The sequence below is a fragment of the Moorella humiferrea genome (assembly GCF_039233145.1).
Classification (GTDB): domain Bacteria; phylum Bacillota; class DSM-521; order Neomoorellales; family Neomoorellaceae; genus Neomoorella; species Neomoorella humiferrea.
In genome coordinates this window covers 2,615,602-2,635,496 of record NZ_CP136419.1, presented here as the reverse complement: position 1 = coordinate 2,635,496, position 19,895 = coordinate 2,615,602, and the positions used below count along the sequence as shown (strand labels likewise).

The window sequence follows — 19,895 nt, the reverse complement described above, 5'->3', positions numbered from 1 at the left end:
AGCGAGGTGAAGTCGTGTCGGAGGTTCTTATAATCGACGGCTACAATTTGTTATTTAATTGGCCGGAACTAATCGCTTTAAAAGAAAAGTCAAGTTTTGCTCACGCCCGCGATAAACTAATAGCGGAGTTGATTAATTACCAGGCCTACTGGGGAGGAAAGGTGATCCTTGTATTCGACGCCCTTCATGTCCCCGGCGGGATGGAAAGGAAGGAAAAAATAGGCGGAGTGGAAGTCATTTACAGCCAGGAGGGAGAAACGGCCGACGCCGTTATAGAAAGGCTCGTAAAAAACCTTGGAGAACAGGGACAGGTTTACGTAGCTACGTCCGACGCGGCCGAACAACGCATGATTTTAGGGGGCGGCGCCCTTCGTCTACCGGTAGCCGAGTTAAAGGATTACATTGAAAAAGCCCGCCGGGAAATTGACGAGAAAGGGCAAAGGGATACGGGCAAAAACCTCCTCGACGACTTTCTCGGCGGGGAAACAAGGGAGATATTGGAAAAATGGCGCCGCAGTTAAGTCCAGGTAGCTCTTGCGGTCGGGAGACCTTTCTTGTATAATTATTGATGTTATTGGACAAGATAAGCCTCCTTTATCTTAATATTGTTTAAGGGAAATCCAGGCTGGAGGCGTTGGCATGAGTGTCAATGTGCAGCAGGAACCGTGGCAACCGTATGAAGTTCTAGGGGATGAAGATATTGTTTACCTGGCCCAGGAAGGTGATGAAGTAGCCCAGGAATATTTAATAAACAAATACCGCAATTTTGTCCGGGCAAAGGCGCGTTCCTATTTCCTCGTCGGTGCCGATCGCGAAGATATTGTACAGGAGGGCATGATCGGCCTTTACAAAGCCATTCGCGATTTTCGCGGCGACAAACTGTCTTCCTTCCGGGCGTTCGCCGAACTGTGTATTACACGCCAGATTATTACCGCCATCAAGACGGCTACGAGACAGAAGCACATCCCCCTGAACTCCTATGTATCCCTTAACAAACCTATCTATGACGAAGATTCGGACCGCACCCTGCTGGACATTATTTCGGGCTCGAAAATTACCGACCCGGAAGAGTTAATTATCAGCCAGGAAGAATTCGTTGACATCGAAGAAAAAATGGGCGAAATACTGAGCTCCCTGGAATGGAAGGTATTAATGTCCTATCTCGAGGGAAAATCCTACCAGGAAATTGCCGTTGATTTGAAACGTCACGTAAAATCCATCGACAATGCTTTGCAGCGCGTAAAGCGCAAGCTGGAACGTTATCTGGAACGCCGGGCCCACAGCCAGTAAATACCATAGTAAATTTCCTTGACGCCATTGAGGTGTGATGTTATAATTAATGTTGCGTCTGAAAAAAGGAAATGTGGAGGGGTTCCCGAGTTGGCCAAAGGGGGCAGACTGTAAATCTGCTGGCGCAGCCTTCGCTGGTTCGAATCCAGCCCCCTCCACCATCCACATAAAATACTTTGCGGGGTGGAGCAGCTGGTAGCTCGTCGGGCTCATAACCCGAAGGTCGATGGTTCAAATCCATCCCCCGCAACCATGCCCATATAGCTCAGTTGGTAGAGCGTCGCCTTGGTAAGGCGGAGGTCACCGGTTCAATCCCGGTTATGGGCTCCAGAAATTTTTAAGAAAGGAGCATGACGCTCCTTTTTTTATTGTTGAGGTGAAAAGATTTGGCCTTAAGATGCGGTATAATCGGTCTACCCCTTGTTGGGAAAACTACCTTGTTTAATCTCTTGACCCAGGGCGAGGCGGAAACCTCCACCTTTGCCGGTCGTACGAAAACCAATGTCAGGACGGCCCCCATCCCCGATCCCCGCCTTGATTTTTTGGCGGTCCTGTACCATCCGCGCAAAATAACCCCGGCTTCCCTGGAAGTCATCGACGTTCCCGGATTGACGCGGGGAAGCGGGGCGGCCTTCCTTGCCGCCGTGCGTGAGGTAGACGCTTTAATCCACGTAGTCAGGGCCTTCCGGCGGGATGATGTGCTTCACGTGGAAGGTAGTCTCAATCCGGCGCGCGACCTGGAGATGATAAATGCCGAGCTTCTTCTGGCCGATTTGCAGCTGGTGGAAACCAGGCTGGAACGGATTGCCGCCGGTAAAAAGGTCAAAGGGGAACTGCTGGCCGAACAGAACGCTTTAAGGAAATGTCAGGAAGCCCTGGAGACCGAAAAACCCTTATTAGAGGCCGGCCTGACGCCCGACGAATGGCAGGCCCTGCGCCATATGGGATTTTTAACGACCAAACCCATGCTGATAGTGGCCAATATAGACGAAGAGCAATTAAAGGCGGGTGATTATCAAGGCCGGAAAGAAGTAGAAGAATATGCCGGCGTCCGAGGGATACCCGTTTTAACCCTGTGCGCCGCACTGGAAGGGGAGATAGCCCGCCTGGAACCGGCGGACAGGCAGGAATTTCTGCGAGAAATGGGCATCGCCGAGCCTGGTATAGAACGTCTGGCCCGAGCCATTTACCGTCGCTTGGGCCTGATATCCTTTCTGACGGCCGGGGAAGATGAAGTACGTGCCTGGACCATCAGGGAGGGGACCAATGCTCGGGCAGCCGCTGGTAAGATCCACAGCGATATTGAGCGGGGCTTCATCCGGGCCGAAGTAGTCGGTTTTGACGACCTTAAAGATGCAGGGGATATGAATAAAGCCAGGGAAAAAGGCCTTGTTCGCCTGGAAGGCAAGGATTACATCGTCCAGGATGGCGACATTATAAACTTTCGCTTTAACGTGTAGTGGAAAATTTTGCCCCCTATATTGGGGGCTTTTTTTATGGGTAACTCTATAATCTTTGCGAACATAGAATACAAAGGAGATTCCATATGTCGTGACCATCATTAAAATGGCAGGCGGAACGGGTAGGTTTTCTTGAGGGGGTGACATCATGGCGGAAGTACAAGGCCCGGAGGTCTCGGGTAGGAATATCCTGGCCGATGGCGGTCTTATCTTTCTTTTTATCTTTCTCCTGATAGCCCTCTTTGTCTTTTTTTAATCAATGGTGCCCCTAAAAATGTAACCCTTAAGCTAACTGGGGAATAGATTAAAGTAAAACCTGGATTAACTGGAGAAGGGAGGATAAAAAATGGCAGACGGTATTTTTAACAACAACTGGGCTTTTATCCTTTTCTTGATACTCATCCTACTGTTCTTTGGTAATTAATTTTAGCGCTTTCGCCAAAGGAGGGATATAAAAATGGGCGGCTTCGGGCCGGGATTCAATAATGGTTGGGCTTTAATCCTGTTTTTGATCCTTATCCTGCTCTTCTTCGGCAACTAAACCCGTCGTTAGCTTCCTTTAAACTTTAAGGGAAAGGAGGCATTACCATGGGCGGCTTCTTCGGCCCGGGATTCAACAGTGGTTGGGCCTTAATCCTGTTCCTGATCCTTATCCTCCTTTTCTTCGGCAACTAACGGTATAAACTGAAGGGCGCCGGCGGCGCCCTTTAATAGTGCGTACGGCATGGACATTACCTGCCGGTCATTGCTTCCCTGACAATTTCCAGAAAATGATGCAGCAACCTTGCCGTCATCCCCCAAATTATCCGGCCTTCAAATTCATAGAAAAGTTCCGGCCAGGTTGCCTGCCGCCAGGGGTAGTTGCGTCCGCGGGGAATTTTATCAAAGGGGAAATCTTCCGGCGGCTCTATCTTGATTTTTACTTTGTGATAAAGGGGGTTGAGGGTCAAGAGGCGTTCCAGGGGAACAGTAAAGACTTCCTCTACTTCCTGGGGATTTGGTTTAATGTTTTCAATGCCGTATAGCAGACCGACAAAAGGATGGATGACCAACTGGGAAGGGGTAACCAGCATATCGAGGCCGCCCCAGATTTCCAGTGCATCTGGAGTTAGTCCCAGTTCTTCGCAGGTCTCCCTGACGGCTGCTTCCTGCGGGCTCTTCTCGTCCCTTTTAATGTGTCCTCCGGGGAAACAAACTTCGCCGGGTTGGATTGTCAGGCGATGGGAACGCACTTCAAAAAGGAGCGACAGAGAGCCGCCTGTTATATCCAGCAAGGGCAAAAAAACGGCGGCATGATTGTATCGATGGGCATCCAGAAGCCCGCTTTTGTGTTCCCGAATGCGGGCTTTAATGTTTTTAAAATCGAGATTAAAATCAGGCAAAACGAAGTCACCTCTTTAAAATCCTTAACTGCGGGCGATAAAAAAGATGCCCGTGACGATTAAAACCAGACCGGCAACGCGCAGGGCAGGCAGATTTTCCCCCAGGTAACGCCAGGAATACAGGAAAATGAAGACGTACCCCAGGCTCACCATAGGATAAGCGTAACTTAAGGGAACCGTCGCCAGGATTTTAAGCCACAGGAGGAAGCTGGCGGCAAAGGCCATCAGACCGCCGATGATATAAGGGCTGCCCAAGAGAGCGATGACGCCGGGTATATCAAATTTTAGCGGCGCAGCATGGAGAACCCCTATTTTAAAAGCTATCTGGGCTCCGGATCCAAGAATTACAGATAAGAGAATTAGAAACAGGGGCGGCACATCTCCTCCTCCTCACCGTAATAATTTCATTGTCAAAGTGAACCGTCGGCGGAATTATTTTACAGCATAGGGGCAATAATATACAAGGTACAAGCAGGAAAAGACCGATAAATGTAGAAATATCTTTTGGAATGCCACGCCCGGCTACGTGAAAAGCGCGGCGCAGGAAATTGCAGAGGAAAGCCATGTAAGGAGGAGGCAAAAGGAGAATGGCCAAGCAAAAATTTGAACGCAAGAAACCCCACGTGAACGTAGGGACGATAGGGCACGTAGACCACGGTAAGACGACATTGACAGCTGCCATCACCTTCTGTTTAGCGAAGGCAGGGGGAGCGGTACCGACGGCGTACGACCAGATAGACAAGGCGCCGGAAGAGAGGGAACGGGGCATCACCATTGCCACGGCCCACGTAGAGTACGAGACGGAGAAGCGGCACTACGCGCATGTCGACTGTCCGGGGCACGCCGACTACGTGAAGAACATGATCACGGGAGCGGCGCAGATGGACGGGGCGATACTGGTAGTATCGGCGGCGGACGGACCCATGCCGCAGACGCGGGAGCACATTTTGTTAGCGCGGCAGGTAGGGGTACCGTACATTGTAGTATTCATGAACAAAGTAGACCAGGTAGACGACCCCGAGTTATTAGAGCTGGTAGAGATGGAAGTAAGGGAGTTATTGAGCGAATACGAATTTCCCGGGGACGAGATACCGATAGTCAAAGGCAGCGCGCTCAAAGCCATGGAATGCGGATGCGGGAGCCGGGAATGCGAATGGTGCAGCAAGATATGGGAACTGATGGACGCGGTAGACAGCTATATACCCACGCCGGAGCGTGACGTAGACAAACCGTTCCTGATGCCCATAGAAGACGTATTCACGATCACCGGTCGTGGTACGGTAACGACGGGCAGGGTAGAACGCGGCAAAGTAAAGGTAGGGGACGAAGTCGAGATAATCGGCTTAAGGGACCAGGTACGGAAGACGGTAGTGACTGGTGTAGAGATGTTCCGGAAGATCCTGGACGAAGCGGTAGCGGGGGACAACATTGGGACTTTGCTTAGGGGTGTAGAACGGAAGGAAGTAGAACGGGGGATGGTGTTGGCCAAGCCCGGTTCCATCAAGCCCCACACCAAATTCAACGCGGAAGTATACGTACTGACGAAGGAAGAAGGCGGGCGGCACACACCCTTTTTCAACGGCTACCGGCCGCAGTTTTACTTCCGGACGACAGACGTGACCGGGGTAGTGAAGCTACCGGAAGGGGTAGAGATGGTCATGCCCGGGGACAACATCCGGATGAGCATTGAGCTCATTACGCCTATAGCCATTGAAGAGGGTTTACGGTTTGCCATTCGTGAAGGCGGCCGCACCGTCGGCGCCGGCGTCGTCACCGGGATCGTTGAATAAAAATATTGACAGGACTTTAGGTTTATGGCAAACTAAATAGAGTGTTCAACCGCACGGATATTCCGGCGGTGCGTATTAATTTTACTTAAAAATTAAAAGGGAAAAGACGAAGTGGGAAGGGGATACTGCATAACGGCGGTTTTCCACCTCCCCACTTCATCATAATGGAGGTGGCGGGCAGTGCGGGTTGGTATAACCCTGGCATGCACCGAATGTAAGCAGCGCAATTACACTACCACCAAGAACAAAAAGAACGATCCCGATCGCCTGGAACTGAAAAAATACTGTCCGAGCTGTGGCAGGCACACCGTGCATAAAGAAACCAAATAGGGCGGGTTTTTAAAATGGCAACCAAAACCGTGGCCAGAACTGTAAACAATAAAACGAGTTTAAAAGAGCAGGCCGGTAAATTTTTTCGGGGTTCATGGACGGAGTTAAAGAAGGTTCACTGGCCGTCCCGCAGGGAGCTGGTTATCTATACGTCGGTCGTCGTTGTATCCGTGCTTATGATGGCGGCGTTGATCTGGATCGTAGATTCCGTATTCAGTTTCTTATTGGGTAAATTGATTTTGCGGTAGAGGTCAATATGGAAAAGGCCTGGTTTGTCATTCATACCTATTCTGGCTACGAAAACAAGGTCAAAGCCAACCTGGAAAAGCGCGTCGAGTCGATGAACATGGGGGACAAGATCTTTAGAGTAGTCGTACCCATGGAAGACGAAATCCAGGTAAAAGACGGTAAACGCAAGATAGTAAAGCGCAAAATTTATCCGGGCTACGTTCTGGTCGAAATGATTTTGACCGACGCTTCGTGGTATGTTGTACGCAACACCCCGGGGGTAACCGGTTTCGTGGGTACGGGCAATAAACCCATACCCCTGCGGGAAGAAGAGGCGCAGCAAATCCTGCGGCAGATGGGCGTCGAAGAGCCGCGTCCGCGGATCGATGTGGCTGTGGGCGAGAATGTGCGCGTAACCAGCGGCCCCTTTGAAAATTTTATCGGCACCATTGAAGAAATCGAGCCGGAAAAGGGCAAGATTAAAGTCATGGTTTCCATGTTCGGACGGGAAACACCCGTGGAGCTGGATATAAACCAGATCGAAAAAATCGACTAAAGGAGGTGTTGAGAGTTGCCACCAAAAGCCAAAAAGGTTGTGGCCGTCGTTAAACTGCAGGTACCGGCGGGCAAAGCCACACCGGCGCCTCCAGTTGGCCCGGCGTTGGGTCAGCACGGTGTAAATATAATGGCCTTCGTAAAGGAGTTTAACGATAGGACGGCCAACCAGGCCGGCCTTATTATCCCGGTGGAGATCACGGTTTATGAAGATCGCTCCTTTACGTTTATTACCAAGACGCCTCCCGCAGCCGTTTTGATCAAAAAGGCCCTGGGTATAGAGACGGCCTCCGGAGAGCCCAACCGCAAAAAGGTCGGGAAAATCTCCCGGGACAAGGTACGGGAGATTGCCGAGTTGAAGATGAAAGACCTTAATGCCAACAGCATTGAAGCGGCCATGCGTATGATCGAGGGCACGGCACGCAGCATGGGCGTAGAGGTCGAGGCTTAAAAAGATGGTGTGGGAGGAGTAAATCCGCTTGTACCACAAGGAGGAAAAACTACATGCCTAAACACGGTAAAAGGTACCGCGAGATTAGCAAACTGGTAGACAGGCAACAGCTTTATGAACCGGCAGAAGCAATAGCCCTGGCCAAGAAAACGGCAAGCGCGAAATTTGACGAAACCGTTGAAGTGGCTGTCCGTTTGGGTGTGGATCCCCGCCATGCCGACCAGCAGGTGCGGGGAACGGTGGTTCTACCCCACGGCACGGGGAAAACCCGTCGGGTTCTGGTGTTTGCCAAGGGGGAAAAGGCTAAAGAGGCCGAGGAAGCCGGGGCCGATTACGTGGGCGCCGAAGAACTGGTGGAAAAGATCCAAAATGGATGGCTGGATTTTGACGTTGCCATTGCCACTCCGGATATGATGGGCGTTGTCGGTAAATTGGGCCGCATTTTGGGTCCGAGGGGTCTAATGCCCAATCCCAAAACAGGTACGGTAACCATGGACATTGCCAGAGCCGTCAAGGAAGTAAAGGCCGGTAAAATAGAATTCCGGGTAGATAAAACGGCCATCGTCCATGCGCCCATAGGCAAAGCCAGCTTCCCCGAAGAAAAATTGAGGGAAAATTTCCAGGCCCTAATCGAGGCCCTGGTGAGGGCCAAACCGGCGGCCGCCAAGGGTCAGTATTTAAAAAGCATCAGCGTGGCGACAACTATGGGTCCGGGTATTAAAATTAACACCGTTAAGGCCGTAAGATAACAGTCTTAAAAATTTAATAGCAAGACCTTTACCGTAGACAGCAGGTGCCTTGGGGAAAGGCTTAAATATTTACCTGCCGAGGTAGCGTGAACGTTTGGCTGTAATTTTTTACAGCCGTAGCCCTCGCGTGTCTGCGGAGGGCTTTTTATTTTGGGCATGGAGGTGAAGAAATGAATAAACAGCGGGAAGCCAAGGCCGCGGCGGTCGCCGAGCTTAAAGAAAAACTGGGCAGTTCCATTGTTACCATCCTGGCCGATTACCGGGGCATGAACGTTCAAGAAATGACCCAGCTGCGCCGTAAATTGCGGGAAGCAGGGGTAGAATTTAAAGTTGTGAAAAATACCCTCACCCGCCGGGCGGCCCAGGAGTTAGGGTTGGAAGGCCTCGACGCCTTTCTAGAAGGCCCCACGGCCGCCGCCTTCAGCTTAAACGACCCTGCCGCACCTGCCAAAATTTTGATGGAAGTTATGCGTAACAGCAAAACTTTCCAGATAAAAGCGGGAGTATTGCAGGGTCGTGTGATCGGGCAGGACGAAATCAAGGCCCTTGCCGATCTGCCCTCGCGGGAAGAACTGTTGGCCAAGGTTGTCGGCGGCTTTCAGGCGCCCCTGGCCGGTCTGGTCAACGTCTTGGCCGGCAACATCCGCAATTTGGTTTACGTACTGGAAGCCGTTCGCAAAAAGAAGGAAGAAGCAGCTTAATACACACTAATATATTCTAAAAGGAGTGACCTATAAGAATGAGCAAGGTGCAGGAAATTATCGAAGCCGTTAAAGGTTTAACGGTTCTGGAACTGGCAGACCTTGTTAAAGCCCTGGAAGAAGAATTTGGTGTCAGCGCCGCCGCGCCGGTGGCCATGGCCGTTGCTCCCGGTGCTGCAGCCGCTCCGGCCGAAGCCCAGGCTGAAGAGCAAACAGAATTCGATGTCATCCTCAAATCAGCCGGTGACAAGAAGATTAACGTTATTAAAGTGGTGCGCGAAATCACCGCCCTGGGCCTCAAAGAGGCGAAGGACCTTGTGGATAACGCTCCTAAACCGGTTAAGGAAAAGGTCAGCAAGGAAGAAGCCGAAAGCATCAAGGCCAAGCTGGAAGAAGCCGGCGCCACTGTGGAAATCAAGTAAGCGTTTATTCTATAATGCAAAGCCGGGGACATTCTTGCCCCGGCTAATATTTTATTCTTGACATTCATCGCGGTTTATGATAGCATAACAAAATGCCATTAATTCGCCGATAGATGATTAAGGGTTATCACGAACGGCAATAATAGGAAGCAGGAAACCTAAAAGGGCAAAAGCGAGGTTTTTATTACCTTGCTTTTGAATTTCTTGTAGGGGGGAACAGAGTTGGCCTATCCGCTTAAAGTCGGGACCAGGGAACGCTGGACCTTTGGCAAAATAAGGGAAACCCTTGAGTTGCCCAACCTGATCGAGATCCAGCGCAACTCCTACCAGTGGTTTATTGATGAAGGTTTACGGGAAATTTTACATGACATTTCACCCATCCAGGATTTTACCGGCAACCTGGTCCTGGAATTCATCGATTATTCCCTGGGTGAACCCAAATATACCCAGGAAGAGTGCAAAGAACGGGATATGACCTACGCCGCCCCCCTGCGGGTTAAGGTGCGCTTAATTAATAAAGAAACGGGAGAAGTAAAGGAACAGGAAGTCTTCATGGGGGATTTCCCCCTGATGACGGAAAAGGGCACCTTTATTATTAACGGCGCCGAAAGAGTCATAGTCAGCCAGCTTGTCCGTTCGCCCGGGGTTTATTATACGGAAACTATCGACGCCAACGGTGCTAAAATTTACGGGGCCACCCTTATCCCCAACCGCGGCGCCTGGCTGGAATTTGAAACTGATAATACAGAGAGCATTTATGTGCGCATCGATCGTACGCGCAAAATTCCGGCGACCGTTCTCCTCCGGGCCGTTGGTTATAGCACTAATGCCCGTATCCTGGAACTTTTTGACTTTGATGCCCGTATCCAGAACACCCTGGAAAAGGATAATACCGATTCGGAAGAAGAAGCCCTGGTAGAGATCTATAAACGTCTACGTCCGGGCGAGCCCCCGACGGTTGAAAGTGCCAGGACCCTCTTGGAATCCCTGTTTTTTGATCCCAAGCGTTACGACCTCGGCAACGTCGGCCGCTATAAGCTCAACAAAAAACTGGGCCACGGTATTTTGACCCAGGAGGTCAACGGGCGGCAGGAATACATCCGCTGCCTTACCAAGGAAGACATTATTCACGCCATTAAATACCTGTTGCGTCTGATGGACGGCGAAGTAAAACCCGACGATATCGATCACCTCGGCAACAGGAGACTGCGTTCCGTTGGCGAGCTCCTCCAGAACCAGTTCCGGATCGGCCTTGCCCGCATGGAACGGGTGGTAAGGGAACGGATGACCATTCAGGATGCCGAGGCCATTACCCCCCAGGTTTTAATTAACATCCGTCCGGTTGTGGCGGCCATCAAAGAATTTTTTGGTTCCAGCCAGCTTTCCCAGTTTATGGATCAAACCAATCCTCTGGCCGAGCTGACCCATAAAAGAAGGCTTTCGGCTTTAGGTCCCGGCGGTTTGTCCAGGGAACGAGCGGGTTTTGAGGTGCGGGACGTACATACTTCCCACTACGGCCGCATGTGTCCCATTGAAACGCCGGAAGGACCGAATATCGGCCTGATTGGCTCTTTAAGCACCTATGCAAGGATAAACGAGTTCGGATTCATTGAAACTCCTTATCGCCGGGTGGATAAAGAGAGGGGCGTCGTCACCAATGAAATCCACTACCTGACTGCCGATGAAGAGGACAAGTACGTCATCGCCCAGGCGAACGCCCCTTTGGATGAAGAAGGTCGCTTTATAGAAAAAAGGGTTAATGCCCGCCATGCGGGGGAAATCGTGGTGGTTCCGGCCGAGCGCGTTGACTATATGGACGTTTCTCCCAAACAGATGGTCAGCGTGGCCACGGCCCTCATACCCTTCCTGGAGCATGACGACGCCAACCGCGCCCTTATGGGCGCCAACATGCAGCGTCAGGCCGTACCCCTTTTACGTACCGAAGCACCCCTTGTAGGAACCGGTGTCGAATGGCGGGCGGCCCGGGATTCCGGGGCGGTGGTGCTGGCCCGTAAAAGTGGTACAGTGGATAGGGTTACGTCCAGGGAGATCGTCGTACGCAACGATGACGGCACCCTGGACACCTATCGCTTACAAAAATTTGTCCGTTCCAACCAGGGAACGTGCATAAACCAGAGACCCATAGTTAAAAAGGGAGAAAGGGTAACGGCCGGCCAGCCCATAGCCGACGGCCCTTCAACGGACCACGGTGAATTGGCCCTTGGACGCAACATTTTAGTCGCCTTTATGACCTGGGAAGGTTACAACTATGAAGACGCCATTCTTATCAGCGAAAAGCTGGTCAAAGAAGACGTCTTTACCTCGATTCATATTGAAGAATATGAATGCGACGCCCGCGATACCAAACTGGGACCGGAGGAGATAACCCGCGACATCCCCAACGTCAGCGAGGACGTTTTGAAAGACCTGGACGAGCGGGGTATTATTCGCATCGGTGCCGAGGTGCGGCCGGGCGACATCCTGGTCGGAAAGGTAACCCCCAAAGGAGAAACGGAGTTGACGGCCGAAGAGCGACTGCTACGGGCCATCTTTGGGGAAAAAGCCCGGGAAGTACGGGATACTTCCCTGCGCGTACCCCATGGGGAATCGGGTATTGTCGTCGACGTTAAAGTTTTTTCCCGGGAAAACGGCGACGAGCTGGCTCCGGGAGTGAACGAGCTGGTACGGGTTTATGTGGCCCAAAAAAGGAAAATTTCCGTGGGCGATAAGATGGCCGGCCGTCACGGTAATAAAGGCGTTATTTCTCGTATTCTGCCGGAAGAAGACATGCCGTTTCTCCCCGACGGTACACCTATTGAAATTGTTTTGAATCCCCTGGGCGTTCCGTCGCGAATGAATCTCGGCCAGATTTTAGAAACACACCTTGGCTGGGCTGCCAAAGCCCTGGGGATTCATGTGGCTACGCCGGTTTTCGACGGGGCGTCGGAGGAAGAAATCAAAGCCAAGCTGCGCGAGGCGGGGTTGCCCGAGGACGGTAAAACCATCCTCTACGACGGCCGTACCGGCGAACCCTTCGACCGGCCCATTACCGTAGGCTACATGTACATGTTGAAGCTGGCCCATCTCGTAGACGATAAAATCCATGCCCGTTCCACAGGGCCCTATTCCTTGGTCACCCAGCAACCCCTGGGAGGCAAAGCCCAGTTCGGCGGCCAGCGCTTTGGCGAGATGGAAGTTTGGGCTCTGGAAGCCTACGGCGCCGCTTACACCCTGCAGGAGATTTTAACGGTGAAATCCGACGACGTTGTTGGTCGCGTAAAAACCTACGAGGCCATTGTGAAAGGGGAAAACGTTCCCGAACCCGGAGTGCCGGAATCCTTTAAGGTATTGATTAAAGAACTCCAGAGCCTGGGGTTGGATGTGAAGGTCCTGTCCGAGGAAAACGAGGAGATCGAGATTAAAGAAGACGATGACGACGGGGTAGAAACGGTGCCTGATTTAGGCCTCGAAATTCAAGGGCGGCCTGAAACGGAACCTGAGGAAAACGGTGAAAACGGGGAAGAGGAAGAAGAAGATATTGACTTTGAACCCGTTGAACTCGATGCCGACGCCTTTGAGGAGTTGGAGGTTGACGACGCCGAGCTGGACGACGATTTTGCACCCATAAAGCCCCGGGTCGGCCTCCGGGGAGGCAAATATGAAGGGGGGCAGGAATAAATAATGCTGGATGTAAGCAATTTTGAGCGCATGCGCATCGGCCTGGCTTCACCGGAGCAGATCCGGGCCTGGTCCAGCGGTGAGGTAAAGAAGCCGGAAACCATCAACTACCGCACCCTGAAACCGGAACGCGACGGTCTATTCTGCGAGCGCATCTTCGGCCCTACCAAGGACTGGGAGTGTCACTGCGGCAAATACAAACGCGTGCGTTACAAGGGTATAGTTTGCGACCGCTGCGGAGTGGAAGTAACCCGTTCCAAGGTGCGGCGGGAACGCATGGGGCACATCGAGCTGGCGGCTCCTGTATCCCATATTTGGTATTTTAAAGGCATTCCCAGCCGCATGGGCCTCATCCTCGACATGTCGCCCCGGGCCCTGGAAAAAGTTCTTTATTTCGTATCATATGTTGTAATAGACCCGGGCGACACCCCCCTGATGAAAAAGCAGCTGCTGACAGAAGCCGAGTACCGGGAATACCGGGACAAGTACGGCAATGCTTTCCGGGCGGCCATGGGCGCCGAGGCCATAAAGGAACTTCTCCAGGAGATCGATCTCGACCAGCTGGCCGCCGAACTGCGCCAGGAGTTGAAGGAAAGCAGCGGCCAGCGCAAAATCCGAGCCATCCGCCGCCTGGAGGTAGTGGAGGCCTTCCGCAAATCCGGCAACCGCCCCGAATGGATGATTCTAGACGTCATTCCGGTAATCCCGCCAGAACTTCGACCCATGGTGCAGCTGGACGGCGGCCGTTTTGCTACTTCCGATCTCAATGATCTCTACCGCCGGGTAATCAATCGCAACAACCGGTTAAAAAGGCTTCTTGATTTAGGCGCGCCGGACATCATCGTCCGCAACGAAAAACGCATGCTTCAAGAAGCGGTGGACGCCCTCATCGACAACGGCCGCCGCGGCCGGCCGGTGACCGGGCCCGGTAACCGGCCCTTGAAGTCTTTAAGCGACATGCTTAAAGGCAAGCAGGGACGCTTCCGTCAGAACCTTTTGGGCAAGCGGGTCGACTACTCAGGCCGGTCGGTGATCGTCGTCGGGCCGGAGCTGAAGATCCACCAGTGCGGCCTGCCCAAAGAGATGGCCCTGGAACTCTTCAAGCCCTTTGTGATGAAACGGCTGGTGGACAAAGGCCTGGCCCACAATATCAAGAGCGCCAAGCGCATGGTGGAACGGGTAAAGAATGAAGTCTGGGACGTGCTGGAGGAGGTTATCGCCGAGCATCCGGTACTTTTAAACCGGGCGCCGACCCTGCACCGTTTAGGGATACAAGCCTTTGAACCGGTCCTGGTGGAAGGCCGGGCCATCCAGATCCACCCCCTGGTCTGCACGGCCTACAACGCCGACTTCGACGGCGACCAGATGGCCGTTCACGTGCCCCTGTCGGCCGAAGCCCAGGCCGAGGCGCGCCTTTTAATGATGGCCGCCCATCACATTCTAAATCCTAAGGACGGCAAACCCGTCGTCTCGCCCACCCAGGATATGGTGCTGGGTTCCTACTATCTTACCACCGTCAGCCCCGGCGCCAAGGGCGAAGGCAAGGCCTTTGCCAGCTACGAAGAGGCCTACATGGCCTACATCAACAAAGACATCGACGTCCACGCCCTGATCAAGGTGCGGATGGAAGACGGTAAACTTTTAGAGACGACCGTTGGCCGCCTGATATTCAACAAAGAGATCCCCATCCCCAAGGAGCTGGGCTACTACAACTGCGAAGTCGACAAGAAGAAACTCACGGAGATCATCGACCGCTGCTATAAAATTTTAGGCACAGAAGCCACGGCCACCCTTTTAGACGGCATCAAGAAGGTAGGCTTCCACTACTCCACGTTGGCCGGCTTTACCATCGGCATCAACGACATTGTCGTGCCCCCGGAAAAGAAAGAAATAATAGCCGAGACCGAGACAGCGGTGGAGAAAATCGATCAGCAGTACCGCAAAGGTTTAATCAGCGAAGAAGAGCGTTACCAGAAGGTCATCGCCTTGTGGAACGGCGCCACCGACACCCTGACCAAAAAACTCATGGCCGGCATGGACAAATTCAACCCCGTGTTCATGATGGCCAACTCAGGTGCCCGCGGTAACGTCCAGCAGATCCGCCAGCTGGCCGGTATGCGGGGCCTTATGGCCGACCCGTCCGGACGGATAATCGACCTGCCCATCAAGGCTAACTTCCGGGAAGGCCTGACGGTGCTGGAGTACTTCATCTCCACCCACGGTGCCCGTAAGGGTCTGGCCGATACGGCCCTGCGCACCGCCGACTCCGGGTATCTTACCCGGCGCCTGGTGGACGTAGCCCAGGACGTCATCGTCCGCGAAGACGACTGCGGCACCATCGAAGGCATCGAGGTCGAGGAATTCAGCGAAGGCAACCAGGTCATCGAAAAGATGGAAGAACGCATCACGGGGCGCTACGCCCTGGAGGACATCTACCATCCAGAGACCGGGGAACTCCTGGTTGCCGCCGACACCATGATCAGCGAAGAAGCAGCCCGGGCCATTGTGGCTGCCGGCATCAAAAAAGTAAAGATCCGGTCGGTCCTCACCTGCCGCACCCGCTACGGTGTCTGCCGTAAGTGCTACGGTCAGGACCTGTCGACGGGTAAAGACGTGGAACTGGGCGAAGCTGTAGGCATCATTGCCGCCCAGTCCATCGGCGAACCGGGTACCCAGCTGACCATGCGCACCTTCCACACCGGAGGTGTGGCCGGAGAAGACATCACCCAGGGTTTGCCCAGGGTAGAAGAGCTCTTTGAAGCCCGCAAACCCAAAGGCCAGGCCATCATCGCCGAAGTCAGCGGCACCGTCACCGCCATCAACGAAGTCCGCGGCCGGCGCGGGCGGGAGATCGAAATTACCGACATAAACGGCGAAAAGTTCACTTACACCATCCCCTACGGCTCCCGTTTGAAGGTTAACGAAGGCGACCATGTAGAAGCCGGGGACGAGTTGACGGAAGGCTCCGTCAACCCCCACGACCTCTTGAAGGTAAAAGGCGTGCGCGGTGTGCAGGTATATCTTCTGCGGGAGGTGCAGCGGGTTTACCGCCTCCAGGGGGTGGACATCAACGACAAGCACATTGAAATCATGATCCGGCAAATGCTGCGCAAAGTCAAGGTAGAGGATGAGGGGGATACCGATCTGTTGCCCGGTACCCTGGTGGATGCCTTTGAATTTGAAGAAGTCAACCGCGAGGTAGAGGCCAGGGGCGGCCGACCGGCCACGGCGCGGCCGGTGCTTTTGGGCATTACCAAGGCGTCTTTAGCGACGGATTCCTTCCTGTCGGCGGCCTCCTTCCAGGAGACGACGCGGGTGCTGACGGAAGCGGCTATAAAAGGGCGGGTCGATCCCCTCCTGGGATTAAAAGAAAACGTCATCATCGGCAAGCTCATCCCGGCTGGCACCGGCATGAGCCGCTACCGGCAGCTCCGCTTAATAACGCCGGAGGAAGAAACAGGTGCAGATGCTGCGGCATCTGTTGACACGGCTACCGGAAAATGATAGTATAAAAAAGTGTGACTGCCCAGGGGGGTTGTATTATGTCCTATGAGCGTTTGCGGGTGGCCAAAAAGAAGGTAGTCGGCACCAAGCAGGTCACCAAGGCGGTAATGAAGGGGACAGCCCGGGTGGTCTATATTGCCAGGGATGCCGAGCCCCACGTCACCGGGCCGCTACGTGAGCTATGTCGCGCCCGGGGTGTGGAAATAATAGAAGTAGATTCCATGAAAGAGCTGGGCCGGACCTGCGGCATTGAAGTGGGCTCGGCCTCAGCCGTCATCCTGGAAGAATAACCGGGGAAGGAGGTGGAAGGAGTGCCGACAATCCAGCAGCTGGTACGGGAGGCGCGGGAAAAGGTCGTAAAAAAGTCGACGGCCCCCGCCTTAAAGGAATGTCCGCAAAAACGGGGGGTATGTACCCGCGTCTATACCACGACGCCTAAAAAACCCAATTCGGCCCTGCGCAAAGTCGCCAGGGTGCGCCTCACCAACGGCATTGAGGTAACCGCCTACATCCCCGGAATAGGCCACAATCTACAGGAACACTCGGTGGTCCTGGTACGAGGGGGCAGGGTGAAGGATTTGCCCGGTGTCAGGTATCATATAATCAGGGGAGCCCTCGATGCTGCCGGCGTTCAGAACCGCAACCAGGGCCGCTCCAAATACGGGGCCAAACGGCCCAAAAAGTAGTGGTAAGGGGGGATAAGGGTTGCCACGGCGAGGCAGTGTACCCCGGCGGGAAGTATTGCCCGATCCGATCTACGGTAGCACTAAAGTTACCAAATTGATTAACCAGGTCATGCGCGACGGCAAAAAGTCGCTGGCCCGGCGGATCTGTTACGAGGCCTTTGAAACTATAAAGAAAAAGACGGGGAAGGACCCCCTGGAGGTCTACGAACAGGCCTTAAAAAACGTAATGCCCCTTCTGGAAGTGAAGGCCCGTCGCGTCGGCGGTGCCAACTATCAGGTACCGGTAGAGGTTAGGCCGGAAAGACGGCAGACCCTGGGTATTCGTTGGCTGGTAAACTATGCCCGGGCACGCAGCGGCAAGAGCATGGCCGAAAAACTTGCTGCCGAATTAATGGATGCCGCCAACAACACCGGCGGTGCCGTTAAAAAACGTGAAGACACCCATAAGATGGCGGAAGCCAATAAAGCCTTTGCTCATTACCGGTGGTAGGCGTGGGGGTCAGGGGCCCAGGAACTGGGGGCCGCGCCTCACGGCGGCCACCGGTACCTGAAACCTGATTGATAGAAGGGAAGAAACCATATGGCAAGGGAATACCCATTAGAAAAAACCCGTAACATCGGCATCATGGCCCACATCGATGCCGGTAAGACCACTACCACCGAGAGGATTTTATTTTACACCGGCCGCGTGCATCGCTTAGGAGAAGTCCACGACGGCAATGCCACGATGGACTGGATGGTTCAGGAACAGGAACGGGGTATTACCATTACCTCCGCCGCCACAACGTGCTTTTGGCGTGACCATCGCATCAACATTATTGACACGCCTGGGCACGTGGATTTTACGGTGGAAGTAGAACGCTCCCTGCGCGTCCTCGATGGCGCCATTGCCGTGTTCTGCTCCGTAGGCGGGGTCGAACCCCAGTCGGAAACGGTATGGCGACAGGCAGATAAATACGGTGTTCCCCGGATTGCTTATATTAATAAAATGGACCGCGTTGGTGCCGATTTCTTCCGGGGCGTCAAGATGATCGCCGAGCGTCTGGGTGCAAACCCGGTACCCATTCAGCTGCCCATCGGCGCCGAGGAAAACTTCCGCGGCATGGTAGATTTGATTAGAATGAAGGCCCTTTATTTTCCCGACGAGCTAGGGACGGTTATCGAAGAAGGGCCCATTCCGGCGGATATGGAAGACCTAGTGCGCGAATATCGGGAAAAGCTGTTGGAAGCCGTCGCCGAAAGCGACGAAGAGTTAATGGTTAAATACCTTGAAGGCGAAGAACTGACGGAAGAAGAGATCAAGGCCGGTATTCGCAAGGCGACCATCGCCGTGAAAATGGTCCCGGTACTCTGTGGTTCTTCCTTTAAAAATAAAGGCGTCCAGCCGCTGCTGGATGCGGTGGTAGATTTCTTGCCGGCGCCGACGGATATACCGGCAATCCACGGCATTGATCCGGAAACGGGTGCGGAAGACGAACGCCACTCCAGCGATAACGAGCCCTTTGCCGCCCTGGCGTTTAAAATCATGGCCGATCCTTACGTGGGCAAGCTGACCTTTTTCCGGGTCTATTCCGGCACGATAAAATCCGGTTCTTATGTATACAATTCCACCAAGGGGCGCCGGGAGCGCATCGGCCGGATCTTGCGCATGCATGCCAATCATCGTGAGGAAGTCGACGAGGCCTACGCCGGTGATATTGCCGCGGCCGTAGGGCTGAAGGAGACGACTACGGGCGATACCCTGTGTGATGAACAGCATCCTATTATCCTGGAATCCATGGAGTTTCCAGAACCCGTAATCTCCGTGGCCATTGAACCCAAGACAAAGGCCGATCAAGAAAAGTTGAGTACGGCATTGCAGAAGCTGGCCGAAGAAGACCCTACCTTTAAAATACACACCGACCCGGAAACCGGCCAGACCATCATCTCTGGTATGGGCGAGTTGCACCTGGAAATAATCGTCGATCGCCTCATGCGGGAGTTCAAGGTGGGAGCCAACGTCGGCCGGCCCCAGGTGGCCTATAAAGAAACCATTCGCCGCCCGGTTAAGGCCGAAGGCAAGTTCATCCGCCAGACGGGCGGTCGCGGCCAGTACGGCCATGTAGTTATTGAAGTGGAGCCCCAGGAACGGGGTAAGGGCTATGAATTTGTGAATAAAATTGTCGGCGGTGTAGTGCCGAAAGAATATGTACCGGCGGTAGATGCCGGCATCCAGGAAGCCATGAACAACGGGGTTCTTGCCGGTTACCCGGTGGTGGACGTCAAAGTATCTCTGGTGGATGGTTCTTACCACGAAGTCGACTCTTCAGAAATGGCCTTTAAAATCGCCGGTTCTTTAGCCTTTAAAGATGCCGCCAAGAAGGCCGGTCCGGTGCTGCTGGAACCCATTATGAAGGTGGAAGTGGTGGTGCCGGAGGAATACATGGGCGACGTCATCGGTGACTTGAACGCCCGCCGCGGCCGTTTGGAAGGCATGGAACCGCGAGCCGGCGCCCAAGTCATACGCGCTTTTGTACCCCTGGCTGAAATGTTTGGCTATGCCACCGACCTGCGGTCGCGTACCCAGGGGAGGGGGACATACGTCATGCAGTTCGATCATTATGAAGAGGTACCCCAGAACATTGCCGAGGAAATCATAGCCAAGCGCCAGGGAGCTTAAGCATAAAAGA

The 19,895-nt window shown here is 53.5% G+C and carries 19 protein-coding genes, 3 tRNA genes and 1 other annotated feature; of the genes, 20 read left to right on the top strand and 2 right to left on the bottom strand.

What is annotated here, in order from left to right; genetic code table 11:
- Positions 1-14 precede the first annotated feature (14 nt).
- The 6 genes from MHFGQ_RS13675 (at position 15) to ychF (ending at position 2,750) form a co-directional block, all read left to right on the top strand.
- Positions 15-521, top strand: coding sequence for an NYN domain-containing protein (locus tag MHFGQ_RS13675; RefSeq protein ID WP_106005286.1), 507 nt, complete (start codon positions 15-17; stop codon positions 519-521).
- 118 nt (positions 522-639) lie between these two features.
- Positions 640-1,290 carry an RNA polymerase sporulation sigma factor SigH gene (gene sigH, locus MHFGQ_RS13670; RefSeq protein ID WP_106005285.1) on the top strand — a complete coding sequence of 217 codons (651 nt, stop codon included), beginning with the start codon at positions 640-642 and terminating at the stop codon, positions 1,288-1,290.
- A gap of 75 nt (positions 1,291-1,365) precedes the next feature.
- A tRNA-Tyr gene (locus MHFGQ_RS13665) sits at positions 1,366-1,451 on the top strand.
- Positions 1,452-1,467: 16 nt separating this feature from the next.
- Positions 1,468-1,543 (top strand) — tRNA-Met (locus tag MHFGQ_RS13660).
- Between the two features lies 1 nt (position 1,544).
- Positions 1,545-1,620, top strand: a tRNA-Thr gene (locus MHFGQ_RS13655).
- 56 nt (positions 1,621-1,676) lie between these two features.
- Positions 1,677-2,750 carry a redox-regulated ATPase YchF gene (gene ychF / locus MHFGQ_RS13650; protein WP_106005284.1) on the top strand — a complete coding sequence of 358 codons (1,074 nt, stop codon included), beginning with the start codon at positions 1,677-1,679 and terminating at the stop codon, positions 2,748-2,750.
- A 731-nt stretch (positions 2,751-3,481) separates the two neighbouring features.
- Here ychF and MHFGQ_RS13645 read toward each other — a convergent pair.
- Positions 3,482-4,132 carry an NUDIX hydrolase gene (locus MHFGQ_RS13645; protein WP_106005283.1) on the bottom strand — a complete coding sequence of 217 codons (651 nt, stop codon included), beginning with the start codon at positions 4,130-4,132 and terminating at the stop codon, positions 3,482-3,484.
- Between the two features lie 24 nt (positions 4,133-4,156).
- Complete coding sequence (locus MHFGQ_RS13640; RefSeq protein WP_106005282.1) at positions 4,157-4,510, bottom strand: EamA family transporter; 354 nt, start codon at positions 4,508-4,510, stop codon at positions 4,157-4,159.
- 209 nt (positions 4,511-4,719) lie between these two features.
- Here MHFGQ_RS13640 and tuf point away from each other — a divergent pair, with 209 nt between their 5' ends.
- The 14 genes from tuf (at position 4,720) to fusA (ending at position 19,885) form a co-directional block, all read left to right on the top strand.
- Positions 4,720-5,922, top strand: a complete 1,203-nt coding sequence (gene tuf, locus MHFGQ_RS13635; RefSeq protein ID WP_106006347.1) for an elongation factor Tu — start codon at positions 4,720-4,722, stop codon at positions 5,920-5,922.
- A gap of 180 nt (positions 5,923-6,102) precedes the next feature.
- Positions 6,103-6,252: a 50S ribosomal protein L33 gene (rpmG, locus tag MHFGQ_RS13630; protein WP_106006360.1), complete on the top strand. Its 150-nt coding sequence runs from the start codon at positions 6,103-6,105 to the stop codon at positions 6,250-6,252.
- A 14-nt stretch (positions 6,253-6,266) separates the two neighbouring features.
- Positions 6,267-6,500 (top strand): preprotein translocase subunit SecE, encoded by a 234-nt coding sequence (secE, locus tag MHFGQ_RS13625; RefSeq protein ID WP_106006359.1) that lies wholly within the window; start codon positions 6,267-6,269, stop codon positions 6,498-6,500.
- Between the two features lie 8 nt (positions 6,501-6,508).
- A complete protein-coding gene (gene nusG / locus MHFGQ_RS13620) occupies positions 6,509-7,036 on the top strand; it encodes a transcription termination/antitermination protein NusG (protein WP_106006358.1) in 528 nt (175 codons plus the stop codon).
- A 15-nt stretch (positions 7,037-7,051) separates the two neighbouring features.
- Positions 7,052-7,486: a 50S ribosomal protein L11 gene (rplK, locus tag MHFGQ_RS13615; protein WP_106006357.1), complete on the top strand. Its 435-nt coding sequence runs from the start codon at positions 7,052-7,054 to the stop codon at positions 7,484-7,486.
- A gap of 53 nt (positions 7,487-7,539) precedes the next feature.
- Entirely contained in the window at positions 7,540-8,235 is a 696-nt protein-coding gene (gene rplA / locus MHFGQ_RS13610; RefSeq protein WP_106006356.1) for a 50S ribosomal protein L1, read from the top strand.
- Between the two features lie 13 nt (positions 8,236-8,248).
- Positions 8,249-8,392: a sequence feature (ribosomal protein L10 leader region), on the top strand.
- Between the two features lie 13 nt (positions 8,393-8,405).
- Positions 8,406-8,936: a 50S ribosomal protein L10 gene (rplJ, locus tag MHFGQ_RS13605; protein ID WP_106006355.1), complete on the top strand. Its 531-nt coding sequence runs from the start codon at positions 8,406-8,408 to the stop codon at positions 8,934-8,936.
- Positions 8,937-8,974: 38 nt separating this feature from the next.
- Positions 8,975-9,358, top strand: a complete 384-nt coding sequence (gene rplL, locus MHFGQ_RS13600) for a 50S ribosomal protein L7/L12 (RefSeq protein WP_106006354.1) — start codon at positions 8,975-8,977, stop codon at positions 9,356-9,358.
- 222 nt (positions 9,359-9,580) lie between these two features.
- Positions 9,581-13,036, top strand: a complete 3,456-nt coding sequence (gene rpoB, locus MHFGQ_RS13595) for a DNA-directed RNA polymerase subunit beta (protein ID WP_106006353.1) — start codon at positions 9,581-9,583, stop codon at positions 13,034-13,036.
- Between the two features lie 3 nt (positions 13,037-13,039).
- Positions 13,040-16,540 (top strand): DNA-directed RNA polymerase subunit beta', encoded by a 3,501-nt coding sequence (gene rpoC / locus MHFGQ_RS13590; RefSeq protein ID WP_106006352.1) that lies wholly within the window; start codon positions 13,040-13,042, stop codon positions 16,538-16,540.
- 38 nt (positions 16,541-16,578) lie between these two features.
- Positions 16,579-16,830, top strand: a complete 252-nt coding sequence (locus MHFGQ_RS13585; protein WP_106006351.1) for a ribosomal L7Ae/L30e/S12e/Gadd45 family protein — start codon at positions 16,579-16,581, stop codon at positions 16,828-16,830.
- A 21-nt stretch (positions 16,831-16,851) separates the two neighbouring features.
- Positions 16,852-17,226 (top strand): 30S ribosomal protein S12, encoded by a 375-nt coding sequence (gene rpsL, locus MHFGQ_RS13580; RefSeq protein ID WP_106006350.1) that lies wholly within the window; start codon positions 16,852-16,854, stop codon positions 17,224-17,226.
- Between the two features lie 19 nt (positions 17,227-17,245).
- The gene (gene rpsG / locus MHFGQ_RS13575) at positions 17,246-17,716 is read left to right on the top strand and encodes a 30S ribosomal protein S7 (RefSeq protein ID WP_106006349.1); all 471 of its coding nucleotides are present in this window, start codon (positions 17,246-17,248) and stop codon (positions 17,714-17,716) included.
- A 90-nt stretch (positions 17,717-17,806) separates the two neighbouring features.
- The gene (gene fusA, locus MHFGQ_RS13570; protein WP_106006348.1) at positions 17,807-19,885 is read left to right on the top strand and encodes an elongation factor G; all 2,079 of its coding nucleotides are present in this window, start codon (positions 17,807-17,809) and stop codon (positions 19,883-19,885) included.
- The last annotated feature ends 10 nt before the right edge of the window (positions 19,886-19,895 follow it).

Coding starts and splice junctions, on each gene's coding strand:
- sigH (WP_106005285.1), top strand. CDS start 640: ATGAGTGTCAATGTGCAGCAGGAACCGTGGCAACCGTATGAAGTTCTA.
- tuf (WP_106006347.1), top strand. CDS start 4,720: ATGGCCAAGCAAAAATTTGAACGCAAGAAACCCCACGTGAACGTAGGG.
- secE (WP_106006359.1), top strand. CDS start 6,267: ATGGCAACCAAAACCGTGGCCAGAACTGTAAACAATAAAACGAGTTTA.
- nusG (WP_106006358.1), top strand. CDS start 6,509: ATGGAAAAGGCCTGGTTTGTCATTCATACCTATTCTGGCTACGAAAAC.
- rplA (WP_106006356.1), top strand. CDS start 7,540: ATGCCTAAACACGGTAAAAGGTACCGCGAGATTAGCAAACTGGTAGAC.
- rplJ (WP_106006355.1), top strand. CDS start 8,406: ATGAATAAACAGCGGGAAGCCAAGGCCGCGGCGGTCGCCGAGCTTAAA.
- rplL (WP_106006354.1), top strand. CDS start 8,975: ATGAGCAAGGTGCAGGAAATTATCGAAGCCGTTAAAGGTTTAACGGTT.
- rpoC (WP_106006352.1), top strand. CDS start 13,040: ATGCTGGATGTAAGCAATTTTGAGCGCATGCGCATCGGCCTGGCTTCA.
- MHFGQ_RS13585 (WP_106006351.1), top strand. CDS start 16,579: ATGTCCTATGAGCGTTTGCGGGTGGCCAAAAAGAAGGTAGTCGGCACC.
- fusA (WP_106006348.1), top strand. CDS start 17,807: ATGGCAAGGGAATACCCATTAGAAAAAACCCGTAACATCGGCATCATG.